Here is a 25,629-nt window from a genome sequence, read left to right as displayed (position 1 = left end):
ACTGAACGGACGACCCTCATGTCAGACCGGCACGATGCCATGAGCCCGACGGGTGAACGCTGCGGCCCTGACACGCGAGCGGACCGCGTCGGAAGGCGGCATGGACGGGCTCGGCGCGGGCTTCTACTCGGCTGCTCGCTTGTGGCACTCGCCGCAGCGCTGGAGCCGGCGGCGGCCCAAGGTGTCGTGAGACGCTCGCCCGCGTTCCTGGGCCTGACGGCGTCGGATTTCGATACGCCCGAGTATCGGAACGATTGGGGTCTCGGAGCCATCAATGCCGCGACCGCCTATGCGCGCGGCTTTACCGGCCTTGGCGTGCTGGTGGCCGTGGTCGACACCGGCATAGATGCAGGGCATCCAGAGTTCCGGAACCTGGCGACCCCTGGCGGAACGCGGATCTCGCCGGCCTCAGCCGACTTCTACGAGTGGATTTCGCGGGCGCGGCCTCCTTTCGACATGCCCGCGATCGTGGATCGGGATGGTCATGGCACGCACGTGTCCGGGACCATCGGCGCCGCCCGCGACGGTAATCCCGCCGGTATGATGGGTGTCGCGTTCGAGAGCACGATCTTGGCCCTCCGAGCTATCGTGGGGACCGACGACGGCACAACCTACAATAAGCCCGTCGCTCAACTCATAGGCAACACTTCGTCAGCGATTGAATATGCCGCCGAGCGCGGCGCAAGAATATTGAACGGTAGTTACGGGTATTATTTTAAAGACTCAAATATTTTTCAAAGATATTCTTACGAAGCGATGAAATCCGAATACGACGCGATCAAACAAGCCGCCGAAAAAGACATACTCTTGGTTTTTGCGGCCGGTAACAATCATATCAACGGAAATATTTATAATTGGAATAATGCTTCCAGTTCATCGTTGATTCCGTACATCACACCTAAACACGCTGATAGCGGTGTTTATCGTCTCTTCGACGTAAACGGAATCGAGCAGAAACAGGCGGACTTCTCGGATGTTTCTGGTTATATTGTCGCCGTCGTGAACATCGATGAGAACAACTCGCCGAATTGGTCGAGCAATCTTTGCGGCGCCGCGGCTGCTTGGTGCATATCTGCACCGGGGACGGAGATCTACTCGACTTGGCCGCGCAACGACCATCCGGTCGATCAACATACGAACGGTTATTATACGATAAGCGGCACCTCGATGGCGGCGCCGCACGTTGCGGGCGCCGCCGCCGTTCTGCGTCAGGCCTTCCCGTTCCTGACGGCGCCGCAGATCGCCCAGACGATGTTCACCACCGCCACCCATCTCGGTGACGGTCCGAGCAACATCCCGAACGCCGTGTTCGGCTGGGGCCTGCTCAACCTCGGCAAGGCGATCGACGGTCCCGGCCAGTTCACCTCGACCTGGACGGTGAACACCACCTACAAGGGCCAAGCCTATTACGGATTGTTCGCCAACGACATCTCCGGGCCTGGCGGCCTGATCAAGACCGGGGCCGGCATCCTCGATCTCACCGGCACCAACAGCTACGCCGGCGGCACTGCGATCAACGGCGGTGTGCTCGGCGTCCTGGCCGACCGCAACCTCGGTGCGGCGACTGGCGGGCTCGCGTTCGGCGGCGGCACGCTCGAAGTCCTGGCCGACGGCTTCGCCACCGCCCGGCCGGTGACGCTCAACAGCACCGGCACGCTGCAGATCGATACCGGGACCTCGAGCTTCGCGGGGGTCATGACCGACGGGACGGGGCCAGGCTCCCTGGTCAAGACCGGCCCCGGCACGGCCAGCCTGTCGGCGGCCAACACCTATACCGGCAGCACCTTCGTGGCTGCGGGCACCCTGGCGCTGACGGCGACCGGCCGCCTCGTCGCGCCGATCACCGTCGGCACGGCCGGCAGCTTCCTGAACGCCGGCACCGCCTCGGGCGGCCTGGCCAACGCCGGCTACACCGCCAACACCGGCACCCTCGCGAGCGGCGTGATCAATGCGGGTATCCTGGCCACCAGCGGCACGCTCTCGGGGGGCCTCGCCAATGCCGGATACACGTCAAACAGCGGCGCCATCTCGGGCGGCGTGATCAATACCGGCCTCCTCGCCAGCAGCGGAGCGATCTCCGGCGGCCTGGCCAATGCCGGGTACGCCCTCAACAGCGGCACCATCGCCGGCGGCGTGAGCAACGCCGGGACGCTGGCCTCCAGCGGCAGCCTCTCCGGCGGACTGTCCAATACCGGCTACACCGCCAACACCGGTACCATCGCGGGCGGCGTGAGCAACGCCGGAACCCTCATCACCAGCGGCAGTCTCTCGGGCGGTCTGGCGAATGCCGGATACACGGCCAACACCGGCACGATCGGCGGCGGCGTCGCCAATGCCGGGATTCTCACGACCAGCGGCACCGTCTCAGGCGGCGTGACCAACACCGGCACGCTGGTCGCCAGCGCCGGGCGGGTCGACGGCGCGATCCGGAACGCCGCCGGCACCTTCGCGGTCACCGGTACGGTCGCCAGCGACGGCACCTTCACCAACGCCGCGGGCGCCACCCTGTCGGTGGCGGGTGGCGGCGCCTACGGGCTGGCCGGTGCGCTTGGCAATGCCGGCACGGTCGCGGTCGCCTCCGGGGCGAGCCTCTCGGCCGCCGAGATCGGCAATGACGGCCTGCTCGTCAGCGACGGCGCCCTCAGCGGCCCCGTGTCGAACACCGGCACCGCCCACCTGTCCGGACAGATCAACGGCGCCCTGACCAACACCGGCAGCTTGGTCTTCACCGGCCCGATCACCGGGATCACCGCGCTCGCCACCACCGGCTCGCTCGACCTCGGTGGCGGCGCCTACACCGTGGCCGCCCTGTCCGGATCGGCCACGGCCGTCCTGGGCAACGGCCGGCTCACGGTCGGCGGCCCCGCCTCGTCCACGTATGCCGGCACCATCCTGGATGGCACCAGCCCGACCAGCCTGACCAAGGTCGGCACCGGCACGCTCAACCTCACCGGCACCGGCCGCTTCTCCGGACCGACCACGGTGCAGGCGGGCACGTGGTCGCTCAACGGCTTTTGGACCTCGCCGATCACGGTGGCGGCGGCCGGGACCCTGCGCGGCACCGGCACGGTCGCCGCCCCGGTGGCGGTGGCCGGCGCATTGCGGCCGGGCAACTCGCCCGGCACCCTGACGGTGGCCGGCCCGGTGAGCTTCGCCCCCGGCAGCGTGTTCGGGATCGACATCGACGGCCTCGGCACCGGCGCCGGCACAGGCAACTATTCCCGCCTGCTGGCGGTCGGCCCGAGCGGGGCGGTCGCGGCCAACGGAACCCTCGTGCCGAGCTTGCGCGGGATCACCGGCAATGCCGGCAACGCCTTCACGCCGGCGCTGGGCCAGCGCTTCTCGGTGCTGGTGGCGCAGGCGGGCCTCGGCGGGTCGTTCAGCGGGCTCGCCCAGCCGGCGGCCGGCTTGGCCGCGGCCACGCGCTTCGATGCGCTCTATGGCGCAACCGGCCTCGACCTGGTGGTCACGCCCACCGCCTACGGCAACCTCGCGCCCCTGGGCCTGGCCCAGACCGGCAATGCCGGGCGGTCGGTGCGGCCCTCGACCTGGCCCGGCCGGACGCCGGCACCCGGCCCGACGCGGCGCGCGCGCGGTTCTTCGATCCGCTCTACGCGACGGCGCCGGGCTCCCTGGCGGGCGGGCTCGCCAGCCTGTCGGGCCAGAGCTACGGCGACGCCGTGATGGCCGACCTCACGGCGCGCCGGCTGATCACCGCCACGATCGACCGGCACATGAGCCTCGGCGGTAGCGGGGGCGCCAGCTTCAGCGCCGGCGGTGCCGGGCTCGGCCCAACCGCACCGCGATCGACCTGCGCGGTGGAGCGGGCGCCCCGACCAGCCGCTGGCCTCCGGCGAGGGCCGGATCTGGGCGGACGCGCTCTACGGCTTCGGCAGCCGCGGCGGCGACCACGCCGCCGGCGGGGCCACCCTCGATGCCGGCGGCCTGCTGCTGGGCGTCGACCGCCAAATCGGGCGCGACACCCTGGTGGGCGGCGCGTTCAGCTACCTGCGCGAGACCGGGGCTTCCCGAAGCGGCGGGGCCGGGTTCGCGCCCGGCTCGTTCAGCGCCGACAGCTACGGCGGCACGGTGTACGGCACCACCCGTCTCGGCGCCGTCGTCCTGCGCGGCACGGCTGGGGGCGCCTACGCCGACGGCCGGGTCGACCGGACGGTGACGCTGGGCTCGAACCTGACCCGGGCGCGCGGCGCCCCCGCGGGCGGCGACCTGAGCCTGTCCGGGTTCGCCGGCTGCGCGATCGGCACCGGCCTGCCGGTCGAGGTCGTGCCCGAATTGGGCTTCAGCTACGACCGGCTGAGCCGCGGCCGGGTCGTCGAGCGCGGCGGTCTAGCCGAGCAGGCCTTCACCACGGCGACGTTGGAGGGGGCCCGGATTCTGGCCGGCGGCCGGATCGCCAGCGTGGCGGTGGATGCGGGCGCTGGGCTGCGTCTGGATGCCCGGGCGTATTGGGCGCACGAGCTGGCCGACACCGCGGCGATGGTGCGCTCGAGCCTGTTCGGGGTGCCGTTCTCGACCCGAACCTCTGCGCTGTCCCGGGACGGGGCGGTGCTAGGCGTGAGCCTGTCCGGCCCGGTTGCGCAGGGCATGTCTTTGTCGGTGAGCTACACCGGCGAGGTCCGCCCCAACGCCACCGCCCAGGTCTTCTCCGCAGGGTTGCAGGCGGCCTGGTAGTGCAAACGTTGACCGCTGCCCCTGCCCGGTAGCCGCGGTCACGATCTGTCGCCTGATCTATTGGGTCGGCACGCACAGCGGAAAGCCACACGGGACCCCTCGGCGCTCGCGCGCTGAGGGGAGTTGGGTTCGGGCCATTGAAGGGATCATGCGCTGATCCGCCGGCTCGCTGGTACAGGCGTGCGGGTTCGCGGATGGGACGGGCCAGCCGTCCGAGGCCGGTGTCAGGCACTGCGGACGGCCGCTTCGCTTCCGACGATGAGGGTCGGGCCGTTGCTGGGGTTAACCGCCTTTCCATCTGCCACGTGTGCTTCGGTTGTAAGTACAACTCTTGATTGTAAATAAGACTCCCATCGGCGACGCTCGGTGTCGAACGCTCGGGAGAGAACCGTGATTGAGACGACCGCCAACGAGAGTCCGGCACACCAGGGCACTGAGCGGCTCAGGGAGGCGATCACCGCGGCTGCGGCCATCGGCTTCCTAGCTGGCGGCGGAATCCGGGTGATCGCTGACCTCGGCACCGTGCAGACCCTGCTGACGGCCGTACTCTACCTTCCACTCGGGGCCATGGCCGCGGCAGTTCTGGCCGGTGTTGCGATGAACCTGATCGCGCTTCCCGTCCTGGGCACGGTCCTGACGCAGCGTCGATTACCTGTACTCGCCTACCAGGCAGCCGGAGCGTTATCAGGCGTTGCGGCCTTCGCGGGGGCTTTCGTCCAGTTCGCACCCGGGGTCGCATGAGCGACCGGAGCCGATCCGCATACCGGATCGGTGACGAGGGAGGGCTTGCCGATGTTTCACGGGAAACATCGAACTGAGCGCGGCGAACCGATGAAAAAGAAGCCCCGGCCCGGCGAACAGGGCGGCAGGTTCGCCCAGTGCAACAGCACGGCATATCCCGGCGATATCGGACCGCGTCGCCGCGACCGTTATCGGTTCGGGCCGGACTCGTAAGCGATCAAGCTGGGGTTGCACACACGGCGCCTGCCTGATCGAAGGTGCCCGGAACTTCTCCGGGACATGCCGTGATGACGCGACCGACATCAAACCCGCTCCGCATCGCGATCGTCGGCGGCGGTTTCACCGGCGCGGTGCTCGCCATCCATGCCGTGCGAGCCTCATCGGTCCAGCTCGACCTCGTCATTCTGGAGCCCCGGGCCGAGCTCGGGCGCGGGGTCGCCTACAGCACCCGCGACCGTAGCCACCGCATCAACGTCCCGAGCGACCGCCTCGACATCGCAGCCGAAACGCCTGGTGCCGTCACCGCGTGGCTGCACGCCAACGGCTTCCTGCCCGACGCCGCAAGTCAGGATGAGGCCGGCGGCGCCTACGTGCCGCGCGCCGCGTACGGTGCCTACATCGCGGATGTCCTGGCCGAGACGCTGGCGGCGGCCGCCGAGCGCGTCCACCTGCGCCACCTGCGCACCAAGGCCGCCTCGGTGGCGGCGGCGGAGGACGCTTGGCGCGTCGTCACCGAATCCGGCGAGACGATCATGGCCGACCGCGTCGCGCTGTGCTTCGGCCACGCGGTACCCGCCCTGCCCTGCCGGCTTGGGCCGGGTGTCGCGGAATCCGCGGGCTTCGTGGCCGATCCCTGGAGGGCCGACGCGCTCGCGGGGATCGGCGCGGACGCCTCCGTACTGGTTGTCGGCACGGGGCTGACCATGGCCGACGTGGTGACGAGCCTCGGCGCTGCGGGTCATCGCGGGCCGATCACCTCGGTGTCGCGACGGGGCCTCCTGCCGAAGGCCCACGGGTTGTTCCGGATGGATCTCGACGTAGTCGGCGCCTCGCCGCCAACCACCGCGTTAGGCCTCCTGCAGCTGGTCCGCCGGCAGATTGCGGAAGCCGATCCGGCCTTGGGCTGGCACCCGGTGGTCGATTCCCTGCGCACCGCGCTGCCCGATCTCTGGGGCGGGCTGCCGGCCGCCGAGAAGCGGCGCGTCGTCCGCCGCCTGCTGCCGTTCTGGGAGGTCCACCGGTTCCGCATCGCCCCACAGATCGCAGTGACGTTGGAACGGGCGCGGGCCGAGGGGCGCCTCGTCGTGGAGCAAGCCGCCCTCGCCGGACTCGATCGTGACGCGGACGGGCGTCTGGAAGCCACGCTGCGCCCGCGACACGGCCCGATCACGCGACGGCGGTTTGACGCGGTGGTGCTGTGCACCGGCCCGGAACGTGAGGTCGCGCGCAATCCGCTGGTCGCCGCGTTGCTGGTCGATGGGACGGCCTGCCTCGATACGGTCGGTCTCGGCTTGGCCGTCGACCGCCGAAGCCGCGTACTCGGGCCGGCGGGCCGCCCGCAGCCGGGCCTTTACGCGTTCGGACCGATGACCCGCGGCAGCTTCGGTGAGATGACCGGCGCACCCGACATTGCGCAGCACATCGAGCGCGAGGTGGCCGGCTTGCTCGGGTGAGGAGCGTGACGGCGCGGCATCGACGGCCAGGGTGGTTGTGGGATCAGTTCCCGGTGCCGGCGGCCTGCCGCAGGGCGGCGGCGGCTTTCACGATCGACAGGACGCCGCTGCGCGTGGTCTGATCCGGGATCGAACGGAATGCTGCCACGAGATCCATGATTTCGGGGTCGTCGAACAGGGCCTGGATGGATTCGGTGCCAGCCTCAGCGGGCACCTTGTCGGCGAAGAAGGTCTCCACCGGGACCTTGAGCAGGTCGGCAATCATCTGCAGGCGGCTCGCACCCACGCGATTGCGGCCCTTCTCGTATTTCTGGACCTGCTGGAAGCTGACCCCGATGGCATGACCGAGAGTCGTCTGGCTGAGGCCTTGAGCGGCTCGGAGCGCCGCGATGCGGCTACCGATCGCGCGGTCGGCTTCGGTCGCCAGCTTCGGCTTGGTCACGACGCTCATCATGGTCTCACGGTCTCTCAAGGCGTGCAGCCGAGGTCGGCCACGTTCCACAGGCTGCCTAACTGAATAGCGCACGATTGAGTTTCGCACTACCATGCAACCCTCGCTTGTGCGAGATGCATATCTTGGCTGTATCCGATGCCCTGTGTCACCGTGTCATCGGGTCGTCGGGCTGCGATGGGCCGCACCCACGATCCGATGCGTACTTTGCCACGCCGGCATCCGATCGAACACGCGTGAGGCGTATTCAGCGGAACTCCCACGCTCCTCCCTCCGGCCCGTCGTTCCGCGGCCCCGTCACGGGTTGCCACCGGAGATCCCCAGGGTGGCTGGGACTGCGGCGACCCTGCCATCCGGAACAGAAACCTCTGCGGACAGGCTCTTAGCCAGATTACGTTTCCAGATTGCTGCCACCCGTTCGCATACGCCGCGCGCCGCTTTGTGACGACACGATCGAGGCATCGGCGTCGGCACTGCGCCCGATGCCACGCAACCAACGCGTCTCGATGCGCCTGAATACCCACAGCTCAGCGGGAGGCGCATTGCCGGCCTCGACATCGTGACTACCCAAGGGAGAGGCCTCCCGTAAGCCGCTCAACTTGGAATGAGTCCAGGTTATCTTAGAATCCTTCCATAATATTCCGGTTGCTTTGACCAATAAGGAGATGCCAACACGATCACGGCGGCGTGAAGTCGCGGTTTTTGAGAGAGTACGGTCGGATCCGTGCTTGTATTAGAGGCATAAAGATGAACCGGTCCCGGGCTGCATCGACCTGGAACGTGATTGAACGGTCCGTGGCCGGATCCCTGTATCTCGCGTTGCTCTCAACGACTTGCGCCGTGGTCGCGCCGGGTGCCGCCGGGGCGCAGACCGCGCCGACCACCGACATCGAGCTATCCGAACTGAGCGTGACCGGCGTGGCCCCCAGCCGGACCCTCAACGGTGACCTGTACGGTGCCGGCGGCGCGACCGGCCCGGTTCCAGGCTACGTCGCCAGCCGGAGCACGGTCGGCACGAAGACCGACACGCCGATCCTGGAGACGGCGCAATCGGTCTCGGTCGTCGGCCGACAGCAGATCCAGGACCAGAACGCGCTGACCGTCACCCAGGCGCTGCGCTACACCCCGGGGGTCTTCGCCGAATCGCGCGGGGGTGCCGGCTCGACCCGCCTGGAGCTGTTCAACATCCGTGGCTTCGCCGCCCCGGTTTTCCTCGATCAGATGGCGATCATCGGCGGACGCGACGCCAACACGTCGATCGACGTCTACCGTCTGGAGCGGATCGACATCATCAAGGGGCCGGCCTCGGTGCTGTACGGGCAGTCCGGCCCGGGCGGCATCGTCAACCTGGTCTCGAAGGTGCCGCAGTTCGTCCGCCACGGCGAGGTCTTCATCCAGGGCGGCGGGTTCAACGAGGTCCGGAGCGGCTTCGACGTCGGCGGCCCGATCGCGTCCGACATCCCGGGCCTGGCCGACCAGTTCGCCTACCGGGTGGTCGGGCTCGGCTGGAACGGCGACGGGCCGGCCGTGACCACCAAGGTCGAGCGGGCCTTCATCACGCCGAGCATCACTTGGCGCCCGTCCACCGACACGTCGCTCACCCTGATCGGCAATTACCAGCGCGATCCGTTCTCGGGGTTCTACGGCGGCTTCCCGGCGGTGGGCACCGTGTTCGCACGCAATTTCGGCAGCGGCCTGTTCGGCCGGCTACCGGTGAATTTCTACGACGGCGATCGCAACATCGAGCGCTCCGACCGGACCCAGGCCTCGATCGAGTACCTGTTCGACCAGCGTATCGGCGAGAACCTGCGGTTCCACTCGGCCGGGCGCTACCTGCGCACCCAGGGCGATTACCGCAGCGTCTACGGTGCCTTCAACGACCGGAACGGGCCGACCGCGACGGGGCCGCTCCTGGCGCGGTCGATCATCGGCACCAACGTGGCCGCCGAAGCCTACACGATGGACAACAACTTCATCGCCGAGTTCGATACCGGGTTCATCGCGCACACGGCCCTGCTGGGCGTCGATCACCGGACCTTCAGCACCCGCACCAGCGGCACCCCGTTCCCGAGCGCCCCGGACCTCAACATCCTGGCGCCGAACTATGCCATGAACATCGCCTTCCCGGCCTTCAACACCACCTCGCGGGTCGATGCGCAGCAGACCGGCGTTTACTTCCAGGACCAGGCGAAGTTCGATCGCCTCGTGCTGACCCTCGGCGGCCGCTACGACGTCGCCCGCCAGACCGGCCCGACCCGCAGCTTCTCCGGAAACACCAGCACCCTGACGCTCCAGGACGCACCGTCCGACGCCCTGACCTATCGTGCGAGCCTGCTGTACCACTTCGACAGCGGCGTGGCGCCGTACGTGTCCTACAGCCAGGCCTTCGAGCCGATCGTGAGCGGGCGCGTGTTCGACAGCGCCTTCGGGTCGGTGGGCCGCGTGCCCGACCCGATCCGCAGCGACCAGTACGAGGCCGGCATCAAGTACCAGCCGCTGGGCACCGACATCCTGCTCACCGCCGCATTCTTCGACATCCGCCAGTCGAACCGGACCTCCGCGGATCCCCTGCGCCAGGGCTTCGTGGTCCAGACCGGGGAAGTCGGCGCCCAGGGTTTCGAGTTCGAGGCGCGGGCCAACCTGACCGAAGGCCTGACGCTGATCGGCGGCGTCTCGCTCCTCGACATCCGCAACGTGCGGGATGCCGGCAGCACGGCGAACGACCTCACGCGGCTGTCGGTGCCGCTCCAGGGGCGGCGCCCGGTCCAGGTGCCGGACACGACGGTCTCGCTGCTGGCGAATTACCGTTTTACCGACGGCCCCCTGCTGGGCCTCGCGATCGGCGGCGGCGTGCGCTACCTCGGCCCGTCCTGGGGCGATCCGGCCAACACCTTCCAGGTGCCGGAGAGCGTGGTCGTCGATGCCCTCGCGTCCTACGATATGGGGCACATCGCTCCGAGCCTGGCGGGCCTCACGGCGGAGCTGAACGTCAACAACTTGCTGGACGAGCGCTTCGTCTCGAGTTGTCTGTCCTACTCGGCCTGCTTCTACGGTCTGCCGCGCACGGTCTATGGAACCCTGCGCTACCGCTGGTGAGGGCCGACCGATGCGCAACAGCTTCCGGCAGTCGATGGCGTGGCTGCACGCCTGGTCCGGCCTGATCGTCGGCTGGGTGCTGTTCGCGGTCTTCGTCACCGGAACCGCGAGCTATTACCGGCCCGAGATCTCGCGCTGGATGCGGCCCGAGCTCCGCGCCGATGCCGTGATCGGCCCGGACGCGACGGCCGCAGCGGTGCAGCGCGGCGTCGCCTACCTGCAGGCTGAGGCGGGCGGCGCGCGGGCGTGGTTCATCACGCCACCGCGCCCGGACCTGCCCCTGCTCGAAGTGCTCTGGCGCACCGGGCCGGGGCAGCCGCCGAAGCGGGTGTTCCTCGATCCGGAGACCGGGACGCCGGCCGCCCTGCGCGACACCCGCGGCGGGGATTTCCTCTACCGGTTCCACTTCGAGCTGAACATGGCGCCCCTCTGGGGCCGGTGGGTCGTCGGCATCTGCGCGATGATCATGCTGATGGCGCTGATCTCGGGCATCATCACCCATCGGCGGATCTTCGCCGACTTCTTCACCTTCCGGCGGGACAAGTCCGCCCAGCGCGGCTGGCTCGACGCCCACAACGTCACGGGCGTGCTCGCCCTGCCGTTCCACCTGATGATCACCTATACGGGGCTCGTCACGCTGTCGTTCATGTACATGCCGTGGGGCATGAACGCGGTCTATCACGGCGACACGCAGCGCTTCTTCGCCGAAGCCGGCCAGATCACCGCGCCGCGCCCGGCCGCGGGCCGGCCCGGTACCCTCGCGCCCGTCGGGCCGATGGTGGCGCGCGCGCTGGAGACGGTCCACGAGCCCCTGGAGCGGATTTCGGTCGTCAACCCGAAGGACGCGAACGCCACCGTGGTGGTCGTGTTCGAGGAGCCGCACGGCCTCTCGCACGAGCATCCGCAGGTCGCCTTCGACGGCACCACCGGCGCCGTCCTGGAGGTCCGGGCGGGCGGGTTGAAGCCGGCGGCCAAGACCTTCACCACCATGGTCGGCCTGCACGAGGCGCATTTCGCCGGTCCGGGCCTCCGCGTCCTGTTCTTCCTGTGCGGGCTCGCCGGCAGCGCCATGGTGGCCACGGGGCTGATGCTGTGGTCGGTGGCACGCCTGCCCAAAATGGCCGGGACCGCCCTGCATCCGGGCCTACGCCTGGTCCAGGGTCTGAACATCGCGACGATCGCCGGGCTGCCGGCCGCGATCGCGGCCTATTTCCTCGCCAACCGGATCCTGCCGGTGGATCTGCCGGACCGGGCGCTCTGGGAGATCCGCGGGTTCTTCGGCGTTTGGGTGCTGATCGGGCTGGTCGGAATGCTGCGGCCGCAGCGCCGGGCCTGGCCCGCGGTGCTGAGCGCGGCCGCCGCCCTGTACGCGGCGGCCGCCGTGGCCGATGGCTGGCGGATGCAGCGGGCCTACGGCGCGGGCGATCCGGTCGATCCGCTGTTCGTCGGGGTCGATCTCGTCCTGCTCGGTCTCGCAGCCCTCCTGTTGTTCGCAGCCGGCAAGGCTGCCCGCTACGACGGCCCCCGGTCGTCGCGCGCGCGCGGCGCGAACCGGCAGGCCTTCAGCGGGACCGCCGCCGAATAGAGGGCCGGGATGGATGGGTTCGGCGACCGCTCGGGCCCGCCCGTCAACCGCGCTCGGGCCCCGTGGGGAAGCGGCGCGCGAACCAGTTCCGCAGGAGCTGGCGCTCATAATACAGCCCGCCGGTGGAGAAGCGCGGATTGGAGGTCAGCAGGAAGTTGATGTCCGTGACCGTATCCTCCCCCTGCGCGACGATGCGACCGCCGCGGCGCAGCACGTAGGCGAGGCGGATGCGCGGCGGCGTGGCGTCGGTGACGACGCGAACGCCGCTCGGCGAGGCGAAGCCGGACCGGTCGAACCCGGCCAGATCGACGTCGAGGACGGTGATGTCGAGGCGTTCGTCCGGCCGGAGCCGCGTGTTGCCGAGATCCACCAGGATCCGGGTCAACTCCGCCAGGGTTACCCGGAGCGGCTGGCCGGAGGCGAAACGGTTCTCGGCGTCGGTGAAGCGTTCAGGCGCAGCGTAGCGGACCTGCACCTCGGCGGCGGCCGGTCCGGCCGCCAGCAGGGCCGACCCGGCCGTCGAGAGCATCCCGGCAAGGACGAGGCCGACCTTGCCTGTACCGTGCTTGCTCATCGCGCGCTCACCGTCTCGCTGTGTCGTGATCCGCGGTTGCGGCCGTGTGTCGCCGGGACCGGGCACACTGTGTCCGACTGAGGGGAAACCGCCTGCGCGGGCTCCTGTTTCCGCGTTCCGGGCGATGATGAGCCGGATATGTATTCAGCCATCGGGTGACGGGGCGTCCATAGTCTCGCCGCGTTCCGGGCGCCAGCTGTCGTCATCAGCCCGCGAGGGCAGCCCTTCATGGGAGCGCGCACCGCTTGCTCAATTCTATCCTGGCGATCCTCACCGTTGTCGCGGTCCTGGCAGTCACGGCGCTGTTCAAGCTGCCGCTCCTGCCGTTCCGCCTGGCCGGTCGTCTGCTGCGGGGTCGTCCGGCGGTCGCCTGATCGGCGGCCCGACCGGATCATCCCGCCGCGTCGATGACGAATTCCATCCCGCGACCCGGCCCCTGATCGGCATAGTCGACCAGGGCCAGGCCGCGCTCGGCGAGCGTCTCCTCGACGATCGCGCGTTCCTTGCGGACCATCTGGCCGATCGCCAGCGGGGTCAGGCGCGGGCTCGCCCGCCGCAACTGGTCGACTCCGATATGCGCGGGCGTGCCATCGCCCTCGGCAATCCGTGCGAGCGCGAGGGCCAGATCCTTCGCCTTGGTCTCCGCGGCAGATTTCGGCTTGAACGCCATATGACCGTCTCCCTGTATTCCTAGCGCATCGTCCCGAGAAGCAGCCGCGGCTGTCGGGAAAAGACGATGCGGATCAAAAAGCTAGCGCGTCGTGGTGGTTCCGGTATCCGGCCTGATGCACTGGGCACCCACGCCTCACGCGGCCTGGACATCCACGTTCACGTCCACGAACGCCCGGATCCAGACGCGCCGCCCTTTGGCGTCGTAGACCTCGACCTGCCAAGCCGACCAGTCGAACCGCTCGATCCGCTCCATCAGCCCGAGCGCGACCCGCTCGGCATGGACGCGCATCTGAGCCGCCGTCGGCAGGCGCCGGCCCTTCAGGTCGATCACCAGCTCATGCCCGTCCGTGCAATGGAAGCGATACAGCCGCGTCGGCATCGGCCTGTCCTCGATCAATCGACAGCCCTCCTGAAGAGTTCGAAGCCGCGGCGCCGGCGCAGCCGGACGCCCCCGCGATCGCCTGAAGTTCATGATATGTTCTAGTTGCGTCGGGGTCGTGATGCACCCGTGGCCGTGCGAATTCCCTGTGTGAATTCGTCTCAACCGGATGATGGCGGACCAGGATGGGCGAGCGGATGCAAGCCATCGGATCTCGGCGGTGGCGCTGTCTCGTGGGGGCGCCGGCGGCCCTCCTGGTGGCCGGGGGCGCGCCCATGCGGGGCGAGACGGGAGACCTGACGGCGCTCCGCACGGTCGCGGCGCGCCTGACCGTGCACGCCATCCGTCATCGCGCGGCCGTCGAGGCCGCGCTCGGCATCACGCTCAAGCTCGAGAGCGAGGGCCCCTTCAGGTTCTGGTCGGGACCGGGCTTCCGGCTCGCTGGGATCCCGGTTCGCGACGTCGATTACCGGGAGCCGACGGCCGAGGCGGACCCGGCGGCCGGACCGCTCCTGGTTCTCGACCTCGAACCCGCCGCCTGCCTCACCATCGACGCGATCCGGACAGCCTTCCCGGACACCCGGATCACGGCCATGCCGCGCGGCTCGTACGGCGAGCGAACCTCTGTGTCGATCGAGTCCGGGGGCGGGGAACTGACCTTCGGCATCGCCGCAGACCCGCCGGAATGCCTGAACGTCCTTGTCTTCACACGCAAACGGACGTCCTGACCGCCGGGACGCGCGGTCCGACGCACGCCCGGTCGCGATCAGGCGGCCTTGCCGTTGCGCTTGGCCATCGAGCCGGGCTGGCCCAGACCGATCGCCTTGGCGAGGGCGGAGCGCTGCTCGGCGTAGCTCGGGGCGACCATCGGGTAGTCGGTGGGGAGGCCGTAGCGCTCGCGGTAGCTCTGCGGGCTGAGACCGTTAGCCGACAGGTGCCGCTTGAGCGTCTTGTAGGTCTTGCCGTCGATGAAGCTGACGATCCCGTCATGCTGGACCGACTTGCGGATCTGGGCCGCGCTCGGCCTGTCGACGGCAGCCGGCGCAGCGGTGCTGCCCTCGGTCGGCACGGTGCCGGATGCCAGGGCGGCGATCGCCCCATACACCCGGGCGATCAAGGCCGGCAGTTCGCTGGTCGGGACGGGGTTGTTCGCGACATAGGCCGCGACAAGATCAACGGCCAACTCGGTGAAGTTGGACGATTTCCCATAGGATGTCTCGTTCATATTCAGCCCCTCTGAACCTGCGTCACCATCTTGTTGTTTCGGGCGGTCTTGGGATTCAACACAAGAAATCCGGCTTTCAACGCTATTCTGCTGGCACAGCCCGCTTTTTGGTCACCCCGACACGGGACATTTAGGCAATGACAGGCGCTGTGGCGGCCCTCAGGCCAGCCGGCCGAAGCCCCGAACGGGCTTGGATTCGGCGTCGGCGGACCCGGATGTCCCCTCCAGACATGGCGTGCCCTCCCCCGTCCTGCGAGGGCTCCAATGTCGCACGGACCTGTCATGGTCCCATCCCGACGTTCCCGGATGCGCGCCAATCCGTGCGGCGACCGGTGTCCAGCCCTGGCGCTCGCGGGGGCGCCGGTTTGCGGGGGCATGCGCTGCGAGAAAAACGGCGCGTTCCAGCATCGGTCCATCCGCGGGAGACGGGGAAAGCCTCCCCGGCAAACAGCCCTGTCGGCGACACCGCCCGGTGGCCTGGGTCGGAACGCAAAGCGGCCGGGACATGCGTCCCGGCCGCCAGAATCTGTCATCGATCAAAGGGTCGGGCTTGCGGACCCCTCAGAGGCTCGTCGTGCCCCGGTAGGACCGGACCCGGTTCCGACCGTCGGTCGCGCCGGTTGCCGCCGAGCCGGCGGCCGGAGCCTCCCAGCCCTCGGCACGCCAAGCGCTGGCCTTCTGGTCGAGATCGACCGAGCCGTGCTGCTCCAGGACATCCATGACCATCGGCACCGAGGTGGAGCGCGCCTCGTCGACCCGGACGGTAACGAGCGTCCCGCCCCGGCGCACACCCTCGCCGTAAGCATGGGCATCCGCCTCGCTGACGCCCGCACCGGTCAGGCCGCCGGCCAGACCGCCCGCGGCGGCACCGACGCCCGCGCCCGTCAGGGTAGCGACGAGCCAACCCGCGGCCACGACCGGACCGACACCCGGGATCGCGATCAGCCCAAGACCGGCCAGGAGGCCGGCTGCGCCGCCGACCACGGTCCCGAGCGTCGCCCCGGTTCCCGTTCCGTCCTTGGCCTTCTCCTTGGTGTCGTCGCTGACGTGTGTCCCGTCGGTCGCGGTACGGCCGGCGTGGCGGTCCCCTTCGTTGTTGCTGACGATGCTGATGTCGCTGTGCGGGATACCGCCCGCCTCAAGCTTGCCGACAGCCGCGGTGGCATCCTCGTAGCGATCGTAGAGGGCCGTAATGGTTTGCTGAGCCATGGAAAATCTCCTTCGTGAGGGTCGCGAGGGTCAGGACGTCACTGCGCCGACACGTTGCCCTTGAAATCGAGGCCCACGTTGACCTGCTTGCCGTCATGCATGGCGGTGCCGCGCCAGATGCCGTCACCGTCCTTCATGAGGTTCTTGGCGTCCTTGAAGCCGGACTTCTCGAGCCGCGAGCGAGCCTCACCCTCGGTGAAGCTGTTGGCGCCCTTCTCGAGCTGGACGGCGCCGTGGGCGGCGGCAGTCCCGCCATTGGGGGTCATCTTGTCGGTGTTCGGCCGGGTGACGCTCTCCTGGCCGCCGGATTGCTGGCTGCTCTTCGCGTCAGGGGCGGCCGGGGTGCCGGTCACGGTGGTCTGCGCGAGGGCGCTCGATCCGAACAGCGTGGCGACGAGAAGGGCGGCGAGGGGGGTACGCATGATAGGCTCCGTCGATCATTCCGGACCCCTTCAATCCCCCCGGCAGGTGATGCGTTCCATTATTCGAGGATCTACCGACCAAGCTTTACTTTTTAAACCTTCAGCACGTTTTGTTCCCAAAAATCGTCGCTTAATATCCATTGAACAAAGGCACAGCTCAGGGAACATCGGCCCGGCGGCGACCAGCGGGGCCGCCACCGGGTGGGGTGCCGGTCAACCGGTGCCGTAGCCGCCCTTGCGGTTGTCCGGCTGGGGCACGGGCGGCCGCGTGTCGTAGCCGCCGCTCTCCGGCGCCACCCCTTCAGGGGCTTCGGGATGCCCCGGCGCGTGCGGGCCGTTTCCGCCGGCGGCCGTGTCGGGTGCCTTGCCCGTGTCCGCCTTCCGTGCCGGCGGTACCGTTCCGAGCGCTTCGCGCGCGGCCTCGACATCCTGTCCCATGCGGTCCTCCCAGGTGGGTCTGGAGGGCCAAGACGGAAGGGCCGGCGCATGTTCCCGCGAGCGCGCGTGCACGGCAGGCGGGATGGGCGCAGCTCAGCGGTTCCCGCTGCTTCGCGCGATCGCGCGGCCGAGGCTCATCAGCAGCACGTCCGCGGCGGCCCTGATCTCGGGCGGGGTCTCGGATTCGAGGGTGCGCTTGAGCTCGATGGCCAGGTCGGCCGCCCGCTCCAGCGAATCGACCGGGGCCGACAGGTTGCTGAAGACGTAGCGCTCGCTGCCCTGATGCATCTCGGTGATGTCGATGATGATGCCCCGGGAGCGGACCGCCCGCCCGTTCGGGTCCTTGAACGTGCGGCCCCGGCTGAGCAGCCAGCGCACCGTGCCGTCCTGCGCGACGACCCGGTACTCGGCGACCACAAGGCCGCCGGTCCTCGACGCCTGCTGGACGTGATCGAGCAGCCAGGCGTGATCGGCGGGATGCACGGCGGCCATGCTGGTGAAGCCGTCGAGGTCCTTATCCGCCAAGGCGGGATCGCCGGCCAGCAACCGCGCGGCGCCGGCATCATACACCACCGTGCTGCGGACGATGTCCCAGTCCCAGACACCAACCACGCACGACGCCTCGAGGGCGGCGCGGAGGCGGTCGAGCGGTTCACTGAAGCCGTCGATCGCGTTGACCGGCGTCTTCGAACGCTGTCCCATCGTCTTGATCCCGCTTCGCCGCACCCGGAGAATCTGGTGCGGGATATTACCATTTCATCCGAGAACCTGTCGAAAATTTCATGATCGGCTCGGGATGCATTTGCGTCGCAGGCTGGTTGAACAGCTGGAGCCATTGCTCCATTCGCTCGACAGAGCCCGAACCGGGCCGGACCGTTCATGTGTGACGATTCCAAGCCGTCCGGTACGCCGAACCGCATCGAACCGCACGGAAGCTCCCTCGGCGAGATCGCGCGGGTGCTGGGCGTGCCGGTCTCCAGCTTCTTCGCATCGGCGCCGGACGCCGGGACGCCGGGGGGCGCACGAAGATCCGGCCGCCGCAGCCCTCCTGGATCTCGTCCGATGCTACCTGTTGCGGGCGAGCCCCGAGGCGCGCCGCTACTTCGTCGCCCGCCTGCGGGTGATGCTGGACCCCGCCTCCCCGTGATGCGCGCCGTCGGCGACGATCCGCCGGCGCGCCCCGCTCGCGCTGTGCGACCCGTCCGGATCAGGACCGGACGGCACGGGGGCGCGAACCCATCCTGTCGCGCCGGACGATCTCGATCGTCCAAGCCCAGAGCAGGTGGCCGAATACCTCGGAGAACGCCTCATGGCCGGAGATCTGCCACAGCGGCGGCCCCCACCCACCCAGCGGCAACAGGATGCCGTGAAACAGGAGGGTGACGATCGCGCCGAAGGCCAGGCCCTGCCCCAGGGTCACGAGCGGACAGCTGACGGCGGCGAGGCAGTAGAACAGGCCGAAGACGATCGAGAACCCCTGGTGCATCAGCGCGCCGCCGTAATTGATGACGTGCCCGGTGAATGTGTAGGTCATGTCCTCGACGCCGAGGCCGAACCATTTGAGGATGGCGAAGGGCGGCGCGATACGGCCGGCCTCTCGGGGCGGGAACAGGATCTCCGAGCCCCATTTGACGAAGCTCGACAGGTTTCCGCCCACGAACCCGGCGGCCAGCGCCGTCCTGAACGCATGCTTCGGAACAACCGTCGCGTTGACGCGCATGACAGATCTCACCTCACTGGTTTTGGATGTCATATTGTCCGTGCGTCATCGAACGGGCCGGCTGGAACAACTCAGGCCGCGGTCCGCAAGTCCGCGCCCGACCTGAGATGATTCACGGCCCGTGGGCCCTGCCAACAAGAGTAAGATGTCCGGCATCACCACGAACCCGGTCGATCGTTCGCGTTTTTATCCTTTTGATCGCAGAACAATCCCAACCCATTCCCGAACATCCGTCGGATCGCCTTGATAAGTATCTGCGCCTCGCAATCAACAACGTAGGATATCGCGAGCAGGCAGGACTTCAGCCACGATCCCGCGTACGCCGCGACCTCTGGAGAATGAACCCGGTGAGGCAGCCGCCGGCTTTCGGGGAAACGATGCTGCGAAGCGAAGGGCGCGCGCCGCGGCCCGGTGCCCTCAGGGCAGGGTCCGAGCCTGCGACGCGGCGATCCGCATGAGCTCGGCCATGCTGCCGACGCCGAGCTTGCACCGCAGCGCCGCGGTCGCGTTCACGACGCTGCGGTAGTTGAGCGTCAGGATCTCGGCGATCTCGTCGTACGACTTGCCCTTCCCGATTAGCACCAGGATCTGCATCTCCCGGCTGGTCAGGTTCGCCAGCGGCAGCTCGCGCGCACCGGCATTCAGCATCGCGATCTCGATGGCGATGTCGTGGGGCAGGTAGGAGCGGCCGTTGGCGACCGCCTCCAGCGCATCGAGGAAGGAGGCGGCCGGCGTATCCTTCAGGACGAATCCCAGCGCCCCACATTCCAGGACCCGCGCCACGATGACCGGGTCCCGGTGCATGCTGAGCGCGAGGATGCGCGCACCCGGCTCCAGCGCGCGGATCCGGCGGATCAGCGACAGGCCGGACAGCCCGTCGTCCCGAAAGCTCAGGTCGGTCACCACCACGGCCGGCCGGTGGCGGTGGAACGTGCGGTAGGCGGCCACGATGTCCCGGGCCTCGTGAACGCGCGCGATCCCGGCTTCCTCGGCCAGGAGCCGGAAGCCCTGGAGGACGATCGGGTGATCGTCGACGATCAGGAGATCGCGCGGCCGGGCGGTGGGCCGCGCCGCGTGTTGAGCGAATCCCGGCGCGGCGCTCATGGCGCCGCCCCGGAATTGAGGCCCGGCGCGAACCGGTCGGCGAGCAGCGCCAGGGCGGCGGCGTGGTCGACGCCCCGGGCCCGGGTGTTGAAGTAGTGCTGGCACATCTCTCCGTAGAGACTCTTGTGGCGGCCGCGCCGGGCCGCGACTGCGCTGAAGCCGGTCAGCAGCAGAGCGTATCGCTCGGTCTTGCCGATTTCGGCCAGCATCTGCCCAAGCTGGGCCGTGCGGTTGGCGATCATGCGCGGATCCTCGATGAAGGCGGTCCGGGCTTCCGCCAGCGCATCCTGAAGCACCCGGACGGGCTCCGACCCGGCCGGCACCGGGTGCCCGGCCTCCCGGCCGGCGAGCCAGCGCGCCGGGTCCGTCCCATCCGTGGGGGACAGCCAGGGCGGCAACTCGCTCTCCGCGGTCCGTGCCACCACGGCCTGCCCCTCCTCCGATCCCGATTCCTGGGCCCGGTCGCAGGCGGCGAGCACGAGGCCGGCGACCACCAGGCTTGCGGCCACCAGGCTGGCGAGCCCCCGCCTCACCGGCCGGCCTCTGCGGCGACAGGCCCCTGACGCTGCGCCACCACGGTGCGCGGCCCCTCGGCCACCGGGATCCGGTCGGTCTCCTTCAGCGCCGCGAGGTCCACCACGGAGACGTCGTCGGAGAACCAGTTCGCCACGTAGGCGCGTCCACCGAGGATCGCCACACCTTCGGGATAGCGGCCCACCGGAATCGTGGCGACCGCCGCCAGCACGTCGGCATCGACGATCGAGACGGTGCCGGCATGCTGGTTGGTGACGACCACCCGGCGCCCGTCCGGGCTGACGGCGACGCCGTAAGGGCTCGCCCCGACCGGTATCGTGGCGACGGGCTTGAGCGTTGCGGCGTCGATGACGCTGAGGTCGTTGCTGCGCACGTTGGCGACGTAGAGCCGGTCGCGGACCGGGTCGTAGGCCAGGGCGAAGGGCCCGTCGCCGACCGGGATGCCGGCGATCTGGGTCATCCCGGCGGTCTCGACCACGCCGACGCTCCGGCCCTCGCGCTCGGCCACGTAGAGCCGACCTGCGCCACCGACGGTGAGCCCGGCCGGATCGTGCCCGACCGCCACCTCCGCCTCGACCGCGCCGGTCTGCGCCGAGAGGCGCAGCACCCGGTTGCCGGACCAGTCGCCGACATAGAGGCTGCGCCCGTCCGGGTCCGCCGCGAGTCCGAAGGCCTGGCCGGAGACCGGCCATTGCCGCATCACCCCATCCGGCGCGATCACCGTGACAGCCTTGCCGTCAGGATGGCTGAGATAGAGCTGCCCTCCGGGACCGGCCGCGACCGCGGCGGGCGACGGCGCCACCGCGGTTGCCACCGGGGCGACCTGTTGTGCACTGTCCGGACCCGCGACCCGGGTGACGCGGGCGCCCTGCTGGCTCGCGACCCAGACCGAGTCCGCCGCCGCCGGCCCGGCGGCGAGCGACAGGCCCGCGAGCAGGATCAGGCGCCGCACCGGCCTCATCGCTGCGGCCCGCTCTCCAGCTTCGCCTTCAGGCCCTTGAGCCCCTCGGCAAAGTAGCGGTTCATCGCCTCCTTGCCGGCGGCATCGCTCAGATTCTCGGGCGGCTCGTTGCCGGTATCGCCCCGGTAGAACCGGCCCATCCACTCGACCTTGGCGCCATCGCCTTCCGGCGTCACCGTCACGGTCGCCGAGTAGGACGAGACCGGCAGCGCGTCGAGATCGGGGTCGGACATGCGGTAGGAATAGGTGCGCTCGGCCCCCTTCCACTCGTCGAGGCCCTCGACCAGGGTGCCGCCGCGCTTCAGCGTGACCGTGCGGATGCCGCCCGAACCGTCGCCCCCGGTGGCCTCGACCTTGGCCACGTCCGGATGCCAGGCGCCGATGCCGCCGAACGGCCCGACCACCTTCCAGACCGCGTCCGGCGTCGCCCGGATCGTGATGGTCTGATCGACCTTTTGGGGGGTCGGGCCGTGGGCCGAGGCCGTGCCGGCGGCGAACAGGATGGCGAGGGTGGCGAGGACGCGACGCATGGTCAGGTTTTCCGGAAACGCATGAGGTTGGTGGTGGAGAGGGACGCGGCGGCGCGGCGCAGGAGGCTGCGCAGCGGCGCCGCGAGCAGGGTGCCGAGCACGAGGGCGAGCGCGAGGCCGCCAGGACGGGCGCGGATCGATGCGGCCCGGCAGCGGGCGCGGCGTCCCGGCGGCGATCAGGGCGGTCGAGCCCGCCCGCCGCGTCGAGATGCGCGTAGGCCAGGCCCGTGCTCGCGGCGAGTTGCTTCAGGTGGTCCTCGCGCACGGAGGACAGGTGCTCGCTGCCCACGGCGGCGGCGGCCCCGAACGGGGCGTTGCGCGGATTGTAGCCGGCGCGAGACTCGGCATCGGCCGGCGGGGGACCGAACCGGTTCTCCTGCTGCACGTCGGTCTCGGCGTAGAAGCCGCGCTCGCGGCCGCGCTCGTCGAAGCGTGGGATCGGCGACAGGCCGTAGGCACCCGCGCCGACGATCAGGCCCCGCACCAAACCGGGCTTGCCCTCGAAGGGCGGGATGCGGCCGCCGGGGAGCGGCGGCGTCTCCTGGCCGTCGGTGACGAACAGGAGATCCGCGCCGAGGCCGGCGGCCATCTCGACCGCCCGGTACAGGCCGGCCGCGACGCGGCTGTCCCCCTCCCAGGCCATCCGCCAGTCGATGGCCGCCAGCGCGCCGTCCAGCGGCGCGAAGTCGGCGCAGACCTCCACGGGGGTGAACAGCAGGAACGGCCGCCGCTCGGTGAACAGCGCCAGCGCCACCCGCGAGCCGCAGGGCAGGTCCGCCACCATCCGGCGCAGGGCCGCCTTGGCGGTCTCCAGACGGCTCTCCGGGCGGCCGTCGCGCGTGTAGTCGCGCACGTTCATCGAGCCGGTGATGTCCATCACGGCCAGGACCGCGACGCCCGCGCGGGTCACCGGGAGCGCCGGCACCACCAGGGCGGCGATCACCAGCGCGAGCGCGAGGGCCAGCGCCTGGAAGCGGCGCCCACGCAGATTGCGGGCGAGCGGCAGGTTTTCCAGGATGGTTCGCCGGCTTTCTATCTCCCGGCTCATGGCCCGCCCCTCGGCTGCCCCGGGATGTCGGTCCAGATCTGTTTCGGCTCGGCGCGCAGCTCGTCGCCGCTGGCACGGTCGAATTCCGGGAAGTCGCGGATCAGCCGGGAGGCGACGTCGAGGTTGAACTTCGCGTCCCAGAAGTCCGGCCGGTCGCGCAGCGCCCGCCGGTAAACCTGGCGGGCCAGGGTCACCTGCGGGCCGGCCTTGTCGATGGCGCCGCGGGTCAGGAGCGTGAAAGCCTCCCGCATCCGGGCGTTGGCGACCCGGTATCGCGCGCGGGACGCCGCGTCGGACGCGCCCATCCGGTCGAGCGCTGCGACCAGCGGCTCGGTTTCCGCCAGGCGCCCGTGCCCCGCGAGGTAGCCGATCCGCGCCACCAGGACCGGCGCCGGCGCCCCGGTCCCGGGGTCGAGATCCCTGCCGGCATCGAGGGCGGCGATGCTCCGGTTGGCGGCATCCGCCAGCCAGGCGGACCCGCCGAAGCCCAGCGCCGCGAGGCCGAGCAGCACCGGCAGGCTCACGAGGAGCCGCGGCCGGATCCGGCCCCAGAGCCGCTGCGCCGTCCCGGTCGGGCGCATCACGCCGCCCTCCTCAGATCCAGATCCGCCCGCTGCTCCGGCGAGGCACGGGTGTGGGCCTGGGAGCGTGCGGCGAGGAGGTCTGCCTCGGCGAGGGCCGCCAGAACCAGCACGAGGAGCCCGAGCCCCGCGATCGCGTAGGCGATCCCGGTCAGATCGCGACGGGGCCGGGGCTCGATGTAGGGGATCAGGTTCCGTTCCAGGGCGGCGATCTGCGCGATGGCGGCGGCGACAGTCGGGGCGCCCTCGGCCTCGAAGGCACGGTAGGGCACGCCGAGGCTCCTGAAGAACAGGTCGAGATGGCGCTCCGGGGCGGCCTGGGGGGTATCCTCCCCGGCGGGGCGGTCGTTGATCGACGGAGATCCCTTGGTGCGCAGGAACAGCCAGTACAGGTTCGGGTGCAGCTTGGTGAAGGCGGCCCGCAGGGCGTCCTGCACCCGCGGATCGATCACCGCGGCGCCGTCGGAGATGAACAGCAGGACGCGGGAGCCGCTGCTGTCCGGAGCGAATTGCGACAGCGCCATGGCGAGGCCGCGGGCGACGTTGGTGTAGTCGAGGCCGGGCCGGTCGATCGCCGCGATGGCGGCACGGACGGCGGCGTGCCGGTCGGTCATCGGCATCACCAGCATCGGCGCGGTCGAGAAGGCCGTGACGGCGAACAGGTCGTGCGCCCGGGCGCCGACGAAATCCGCCAGCAGGCGCCGGGACGCGGCGGCCTTCGACTCCTCCGCGCCCGAGGGCTGCCGCCCCGCGAAGGTCTCGTTCATGCTGCCGGAGCGGTCGATCAGCATCGAGATCTGGGCGCCGATGCCGATGCGGGTCACCGGCGCGCCGGCGCCATAGGGACCGGCGACCGCCACGACCAGGCTCGCGATGGCGGCATGCCGGCGCCCACGCAGCCGGGCGATCCAGCGGGACGGCGCATCGGCGGGCGCCGCCGCGAGCGCGAAACGGAACCCGCCGCCGCCCGGGCGAGGCGGCACGAGCGCGAGCGGCAGCAATACAGCCAGGCGGGCGACACGGCCCGAGCGGAAGCGATCCGAACGGCATCGCGTCAGGCCTCCCGCTCGGCGGCGGCGAGCCGGCGCAGGCCGGCCTCGACCTCGGCCCAGGGCAGGCGCGCCCGGGCCGCCTCGAGTTCGCGGCCGAAGAAGGCCCGGCGGGAGGCGTCGAAGAACCGGGCCAGCGCGGGCTCCTCCCGGCGGAAGGCCGGATGCCGGTCGAGGAAGGCCGGGAGATCGTCGGCCAGGACCCGGCGTCCGTCGGTCTCGTCGAGGCCGCGATGGACCAGGCGCAGGGCCTCGCGATAACCGTCCGCGCCCTCGCGGCCCAACCGGCGCAACCCGCGGGCGGCCTTTGCGAAGGGACGTCCGGGCCGGGCGAACCAGCCCCGATCGTACCCGAGCGCGGCGAGCGCCAGCACGGCTGCCCCGAGGGCCGCGAGGGCGGCCCACAGGTCCGGAAGCGGATCCAGCCGGGGGACGCGCCCGTCCGGCCGCAGATACTCGGCCGGGTCGTCGTGCTTCTCCGGCTGGACCTCCCGCAGGGGCGAGACCCCGAGCGACCAGGCGGGGATCTCGGCCTTGGCGGAGGTCGTACCGCCCGCGGCCGCGCTCTCCAGGGAGACGGAAAAACCCGGGATCGCGATCTGGCGGGCATCCAGCGCCGCATAGAAATTCTGGTAGGTGAGATGCAGCCGGACCCGGCCGGGGCTCTCCTCGACAGTGATGTCGCGCAGGTCCAGCCAATAGGTCAGGGCTCCCGGCGCCGGCAGGGAGGCGCGCTGCAGCGTGAAGCCGGGATCGACCGCGATGTCGGCCTGAGCCCGGACGAGGTCGCCCAGGAAATACCCGAAGGCGCGGGGCACCCGCACCTCGACGGAGCGCACCTGCGCCCCAGCGGCGCCGGCCCGAAGCAGGAGGAGCAGTGCGCAGCAGGCCAAGATCACGGGTTTCCGAAGGGAGAAGCCCTTCGGCGGGGTATCGGGGCGGAGC

General features: G+C 69.9%; 25 protein-coding genes and 1 pseudogene. 8 read left to right on the top strand and 18 right to left on the bottom strand.

Translation table 11 applies throughout. The features are described from left to right. Positions 1-141 precede the first annotated feature (141 nt). From FVA80_RS25215 to FVA80_RS25200, 4 genes are all read left to right on the top strand, one after another. Positions 142-3,684 carry a S8 family peptidase gene (locus tag FVA80_RS25215; protein WP_246692132.1) on the top strand — a complete coding sequence of 1,181 codons (3,543 nt, stop codon included), beginning with the start codon at positions 142-144 and terminating at the stop codon, positions 3,682-3,684. 93 nt (positions 3,685-3,777) lie between these two features. After that, complete coding sequence (locus FVA80_RS25210; protein ID WP_147957891.1) at positions 3,778-4,692, top strand: autotransporter outer membrane beta-barrel domain-containing protein; 915 nt, start codon at positions 3,778-3,780, stop codon at positions 4,690-4,692. Between the two features lie 390 nt (positions 4,693-5,082). Beyond that, positions 5,083-5,433 carry a hypothetical protein gene (locus tag FVA80_RS25205; protein WP_147908571.1) on the top strand — a complete coding sequence of 117 codons (351 nt, stop codon included), beginning with the start codon at positions 5,083-5,085 and terminating at the stop codon, positions 5,431-5,433. A 287-nt stretch (positions 5,434-5,720) separates the two neighbouring features. Next, positions 5,721-7,106, top strand: a complete 1,386-nt coding sequence (locus FVA80_RS25200) for an FAD/NAD(P)-binding protein (protein ID WP_147908572.1) — start codon at positions 5,721-5,723, stop codon at positions 7,104-7,106. 43 nt (positions 7,107-7,149) lie between these two features. On the opposite strand, the gene FVA80_RS25195 is transcribed toward FVA80_RS25200, so the two are convergent. After that, positions 7,150-7,560, bottom strand: a complete 411-nt coding sequence (locus FVA80_RS25195) for a helix-turn-helix transcriptional regulator (RefSeq protein ID WP_348644597.1) — start codon at positions 7,558-7,560, stop codon at positions 7,150-7,152. A gap of 744 nt (positions 7,561-8,304) precedes the next feature. On the opposite strand from FVA80_RS25195, the gene FVA80_RS25190 reads away from it, so the two are divergent. Further along, positions 8,305-10,653, top strand: coding sequence for a TonB-dependent siderophore receptor (locus tag FVA80_RS25190; protein ID WP_147908574.1), 2,349 nt, complete (start codon positions 8,305-8,307; stop codon positions 10,651-10,653). 10 nt (positions 10,654-10,663) lie between these two features. Beyond that, a complete protein-coding gene (locus FVA80_RS25185; protein ID WP_147908575.1) occupies positions 10,664-12,238 on the top strand; it encodes a PepSY-associated TM helix domain-containing protein in 1,575 nt (524 codons plus the stop codon). Between the two features lie 43 nt (positions 12,239-12,281). Here the strand turns inward: FVA80_RS25185 and FVA80_RS25180 are convergent, their stop codons facing one another. After that, the gene (locus tag FVA80_RS25180; protein ID WP_147908576.1) at positions 12,282-12,812 is read right to left on the bottom strand and encodes a DUF3016 domain-containing protein; all 531 of its coding nucleotides are present in this window, start codon (positions 12,810-12,812) and stop codon (positions 12,282-12,284) included. A 245-nt stretch (positions 12,813-13,057) separates the two neighbouring features. Here FVA80_RS25180 and FVA80_RS32060 point away from each other — a divergent pair, with 245 nt between their 5' ends. Further along, entirely contained in the window at positions 13,058-13,186 is a 129-nt protein-coding gene (locus tag FVA80_RS32060; protein WP_281407077.1) for a hypothetical protein, read from the top strand. 17 nt (positions 13,187-13,203) lie between these two features. Here the strand turns inward: FVA80_RS32060 and FVA80_RS25175 are convergent, their stop codons facing one another. Next, entirely contained in the window at positions 13,204-13,482 is a 279-nt protein-coding gene (locus FVA80_RS25175; protein ID WP_147908577.1) for an adenylosuccinate synthase, read from the bottom strand. Between the two features lie 135 nt (positions 13,483-13,617). After that, positions 13,618-13,863 (bottom strand): hypothetical protein, encoded by a 246-nt coding sequence (locus FVA80_RS25170; protein WP_147854111.1) that lies wholly within the window; start codon positions 13,861-13,863, stop codon positions 13,618-13,620. A 197-nt stretch (positions 13,864-14,060) separates the two neighbouring features. On the opposite strand from FVA80_RS25170, the gene FVA80_RS25165 reads away from it, so the two are divergent. Further along, positions 14,061-14,591 (top strand): hypothetical protein, encoded by a 531-nt coding sequence (locus tag FVA80_RS25165; RefSeq protein WP_147908578.1) that lies wholly within the window; start codon positions 14,061-14,063, stop codon positions 14,589-14,591. A 38-nt stretch (positions 14,592-14,629) separates the two neighbouring features. On the opposite strand, the gene FVA80_RS25160 is transcribed toward FVA80_RS25165, so the two are convergent. The 14 genes and pseudogenes from FVA80_RS25160 to FVA80_RS25095 form a co-directional block, all read right to left on the bottom strand. After that, the gene (locus tag FVA80_RS25160; RefSeq protein ID WP_147908579.1) at positions 14,630-15,088 is read right to left on the bottom strand and encodes a MucR family transcriptional regulator; all 459 of its coding nucleotides are present in this window, start codon (positions 15,086-15,088) and stop codon (positions 14,630-14,632) included. Between the two features lie 561 nt (positions 15,089-15,649). After that, a complete protein-coding gene (locus FVA80_RS25155) occupies positions 15,650-16,297 on the bottom strand; it encodes a hypothetical protein (RefSeq protein WP_147908580.1) in 648 nt (215 codons plus the stop codon). Between the two features lie 38 nt (positions 16,298-16,335). After that, entirely contained in the window at positions 16,336-16,719 is a 384-nt protein-coding gene (locus FVA80_RS25150) for a hypothetical protein (RefSeq protein ID WP_147908581.1), read from the bottom strand. Positions 16,720-16,932: 213 nt separating this feature from the next. After that, entirely contained in the window at positions 16,933-17,157 is a 225-nt protein-coding gene (locus FVA80_RS25145; RefSeq protein ID WP_147908582.1) for a hypothetical protein, read from the bottom strand. 93 nt (positions 17,158-17,250) lie between these two features. Then, entirely contained in the window at positions 17,251-17,859 is a 609-nt protein-coding gene (locus FVA80_RS25140; protein ID WP_147908583.1) for a PAS domain-containing protein, read from the bottom strand. 505 nt (positions 17,860-18,364) lie between these two features. Further along, entirely contained in the window at positions 18,365-18,877 is a 513-nt protein-coding gene (locus tag FVA80_RS25135) for a DUF1440 domain-containing protein (protein ID WP_147908584.1), read from the bottom strand. Between the two features lie 417 nt (positions 18,878-19,294). After that, entirely contained in the window at positions 19,295-19,981 is a 687-nt protein-coding gene (locus FVA80_RS25130; RefSeq protein WP_147908585.1) for a response regulator transcription factor, read from the bottom strand. Next, the gene (locus FVA80_RS25125; RefSeq protein ID WP_147908586.1) at positions 19,978-20,514 is read right to left on the bottom strand and encodes an MxaH protein; all 537 of its coding nucleotides are present in this window, start codon (positions 20,512-20,514) and stop codon (positions 19,978-19,980) included. Before FVA80_RS25125 ends, FVA80_RS25130 begins: the two co-directional genes overlap by 4 nt. Further along, positions 20,511-21,476, bottom strand: coding sequence for a YncE family protein (locus FVA80_RS25120; RefSeq protein WP_147908587.1), 966 nt, complete (start codon positions 21,474-21,476; stop codon positions 20,511-20,513). The genes FVA80_RS25125 and FVA80_RS25120 overlap by 4 nt, the downstream gene beginning before the upstream one ends. Further along, complete coding sequence (locus tag FVA80_RS25115; protein WP_147908588.1) at positions 21,473-22,006, bottom strand: SRPBCC family protein; 534 nt, start codon at positions 22,004-22,006, stop codon at positions 21,473-21,475. The genes FVA80_RS25120 and FVA80_RS25115 overlap by 4 nt, the downstream gene beginning before the upstream one ends. A 2-nt stretch (positions 22,007-22,008) precedes the next feature. Next, positions 22,009-23,054, bottom strand: a pseudogene (locus tag FVA80_RS25110) (vWA domain-containing protein). After that, positions 23,051-23,635 (bottom strand): MxaK protein, encoded by a 585-nt coding sequence (locus tag FVA80_RS25105; RefSeq protein ID WP_147908598.1) that lies wholly within the window; start codon positions 23,633-23,635, stop codon positions 23,051-23,053. The pseudogene FVA80_RS25110 and the gene FVA80_RS25105 overlap by 4 nt, the downstream one beginning before the upstream one ends. Then, on the bottom strand, positions 23,635-24,618 hold the full coding sequence (locus FVA80_RS25100; RefSeq protein ID WP_246692131.1) for a vWA domain-containing protein: 984 nt from the start codon (positions 24,616-24,618) through the stop codon (positions 23,635-23,637). Before FVA80_RS25100 ends, FVA80_RS25105 begins: the two co-directional genes overlap by 1 nt. Positions 24,619-24,689: 71 nt before the next feature. Beyond that, positions 24,690-25,583: a nonribosomal peptide synthetase MxaA gene (locus FVA80_RS25095; RefSeq protein ID WP_147908591.1), complete on the bottom strand. Its 894-nt coding sequence runs from the start codon at positions 25,581-25,583 to the stop codon at positions 24,690-24,692. Between the last annotated feature and the right edge of the window lie 46 nt (positions 25,584-25,629).

Origin of the sequence: Methylobacterium sp. WL1, from assembly GCF_008000895.1 — a bacterium.
Classification (GTDB): domain Bacteria; phylum Pseudomonadota; class Alphaproteobacteria; order Rhizobiales; family Beijerinckiaceae; genus Methylobacterium.
Note: the sequence above shows the minus strand (reverse complement) of the source record. Positions and strands in the feature narration are given on the sequence as shown.

What these genes read in the sequence shown, in the direction of transcription:
- FVA80_RS25200 (WP_147908572.1), top strand. Translation starts at nt 5,721, where the DNA reads ATGACGCGACCGACATCAAACCCGCTCCGCATCGCGATCGTCGGCGGC.
- FVA80_RS25195 (WP_348644597.1), bottom strand. Translation starts at nt 7,560, where the DNA reads ATGATGAGCGTCGTGACCAAGCCGAAGCTGGCGACCGAAGCCGACCGC.
- FVA80_RS25190 (WP_147908574.1), top strand. Translation starts at nt 8,305, where the DNA reads ATGAACCGGTCCCGGGCTGCATCGACCTGGAACGTGATTGAACGGTCC.
- FVA80_RS25185 (WP_147908575.1), top strand. Translation starts at nt 10,664, where the DNA reads ATGCGCAACAGCTTCCGGCAGTCGATGGCGTGGCTGCACGCCTGGTCC.
- FVA80_RS25180 (WP_147908576.1), bottom strand. Translation starts at nt 12,812, where the DNA reads ATGAGCAAGCACGGTACAGGCAAGGTCGGCCTCGTCCTTGCCGGGATG.
- FVA80_RS25175 (WP_147908577.1), bottom strand. Translation starts at nt 13,482, where the DNA reads ATGGCGTTCAAGCCGAAATCTGCCGCGGAGACCAAGGCGAAGGATCTG.
- FVA80_RS25170 (WP_147854111.1), bottom strand. Translation starts at nt 13,863, where the DNA reads ATGCCGACGCGGCTGTATCGCTTCCATTGCACGGACGGGCATGAGCTG.
- FVA80_RS25165 (WP_147908578.1), top strand. Translation starts at nt 14,061, where the DNA reads ATGCAAGCCATCGGATCTCGGCGGTGGCGCTGTCTCGTGGGGGCGCCG.
- FVA80_RS25160 (WP_147908579.1), bottom strand. Translation starts at nt 15,088, where the DNA reads ATGAACGAGACATCCTATGGGAAATCGTCCAACTTCACCGAGTTGGCC.
- FVA80_RS25155 (WP_147908580.1), bottom strand. Translation starts at nt 16,297, where the DNA reads ATGGCTCAGCAAACCATTACGGCCCTCTACGATCGCTACGAGGATGCC.
- FVA80_RS25150 (WP_147908581.1), bottom strand. Translation starts at nt 16,719, where the DNA reads ATGCGTACCCCCCTCGCCGCCCTTCTCGTCGCCACGCTGTTCGGATCG.
- FVA80_RS25145 (WP_147908582.1), bottom strand. Translation starts at nt 17,157, where the DNA reads ATGGGACAGGATGTCGAGGCCGCGCGCGAAGCGCTCGGAACGGTACCG.
- FVA80_RS25140 (WP_147908583.1), bottom strand. Translation starts at nt 17,859, where the DNA reads ATGGGACAGCGTTCGAAGACGCCGGTCAACGCGATCGACGGCTTCAGT.
- FVA80_RS25135 (WP_147908584.1), bottom strand. Translation starts at nt 18,877, where the DNA reads ATGCGCGTCAACGCGACGGTTGTTCCGAAGCATGCGTTCAGGACGGCG.
- FVA80_RS25130 (WP_147908585.1), bottom strand. Translation starts at nt 19,981, where the DNA reads ATGAGCGCCGCGCCGGGATTCGCTCAACACGCGGCGCGGCCCACCGCC.
- FVA80_RS25120 (WP_147908587.1), bottom strand. Translation starts at nt 21,476, where the DNA reads ATGAGGCCGGTGCGGCGCCTGATCCTGCTCGCGGGCCTGTCGCTCGCC.
- FVA80_RS25115 (WP_147908588.1), bottom strand. Translation starts at nt 22,006, where the DNA reads ATGCGTCGCGTCCTCGCCACCCTCGCCATCCTGTTCGCCGCCGGCACG.
- FVA80_RS25105 (WP_147908598.1), bottom strand. Translation starts at nt 23,635, where the DNA reads ATGCGCCCGACCGGGACGGCGCAGCGGCTCTGGGGCCGGATCCGGCCG.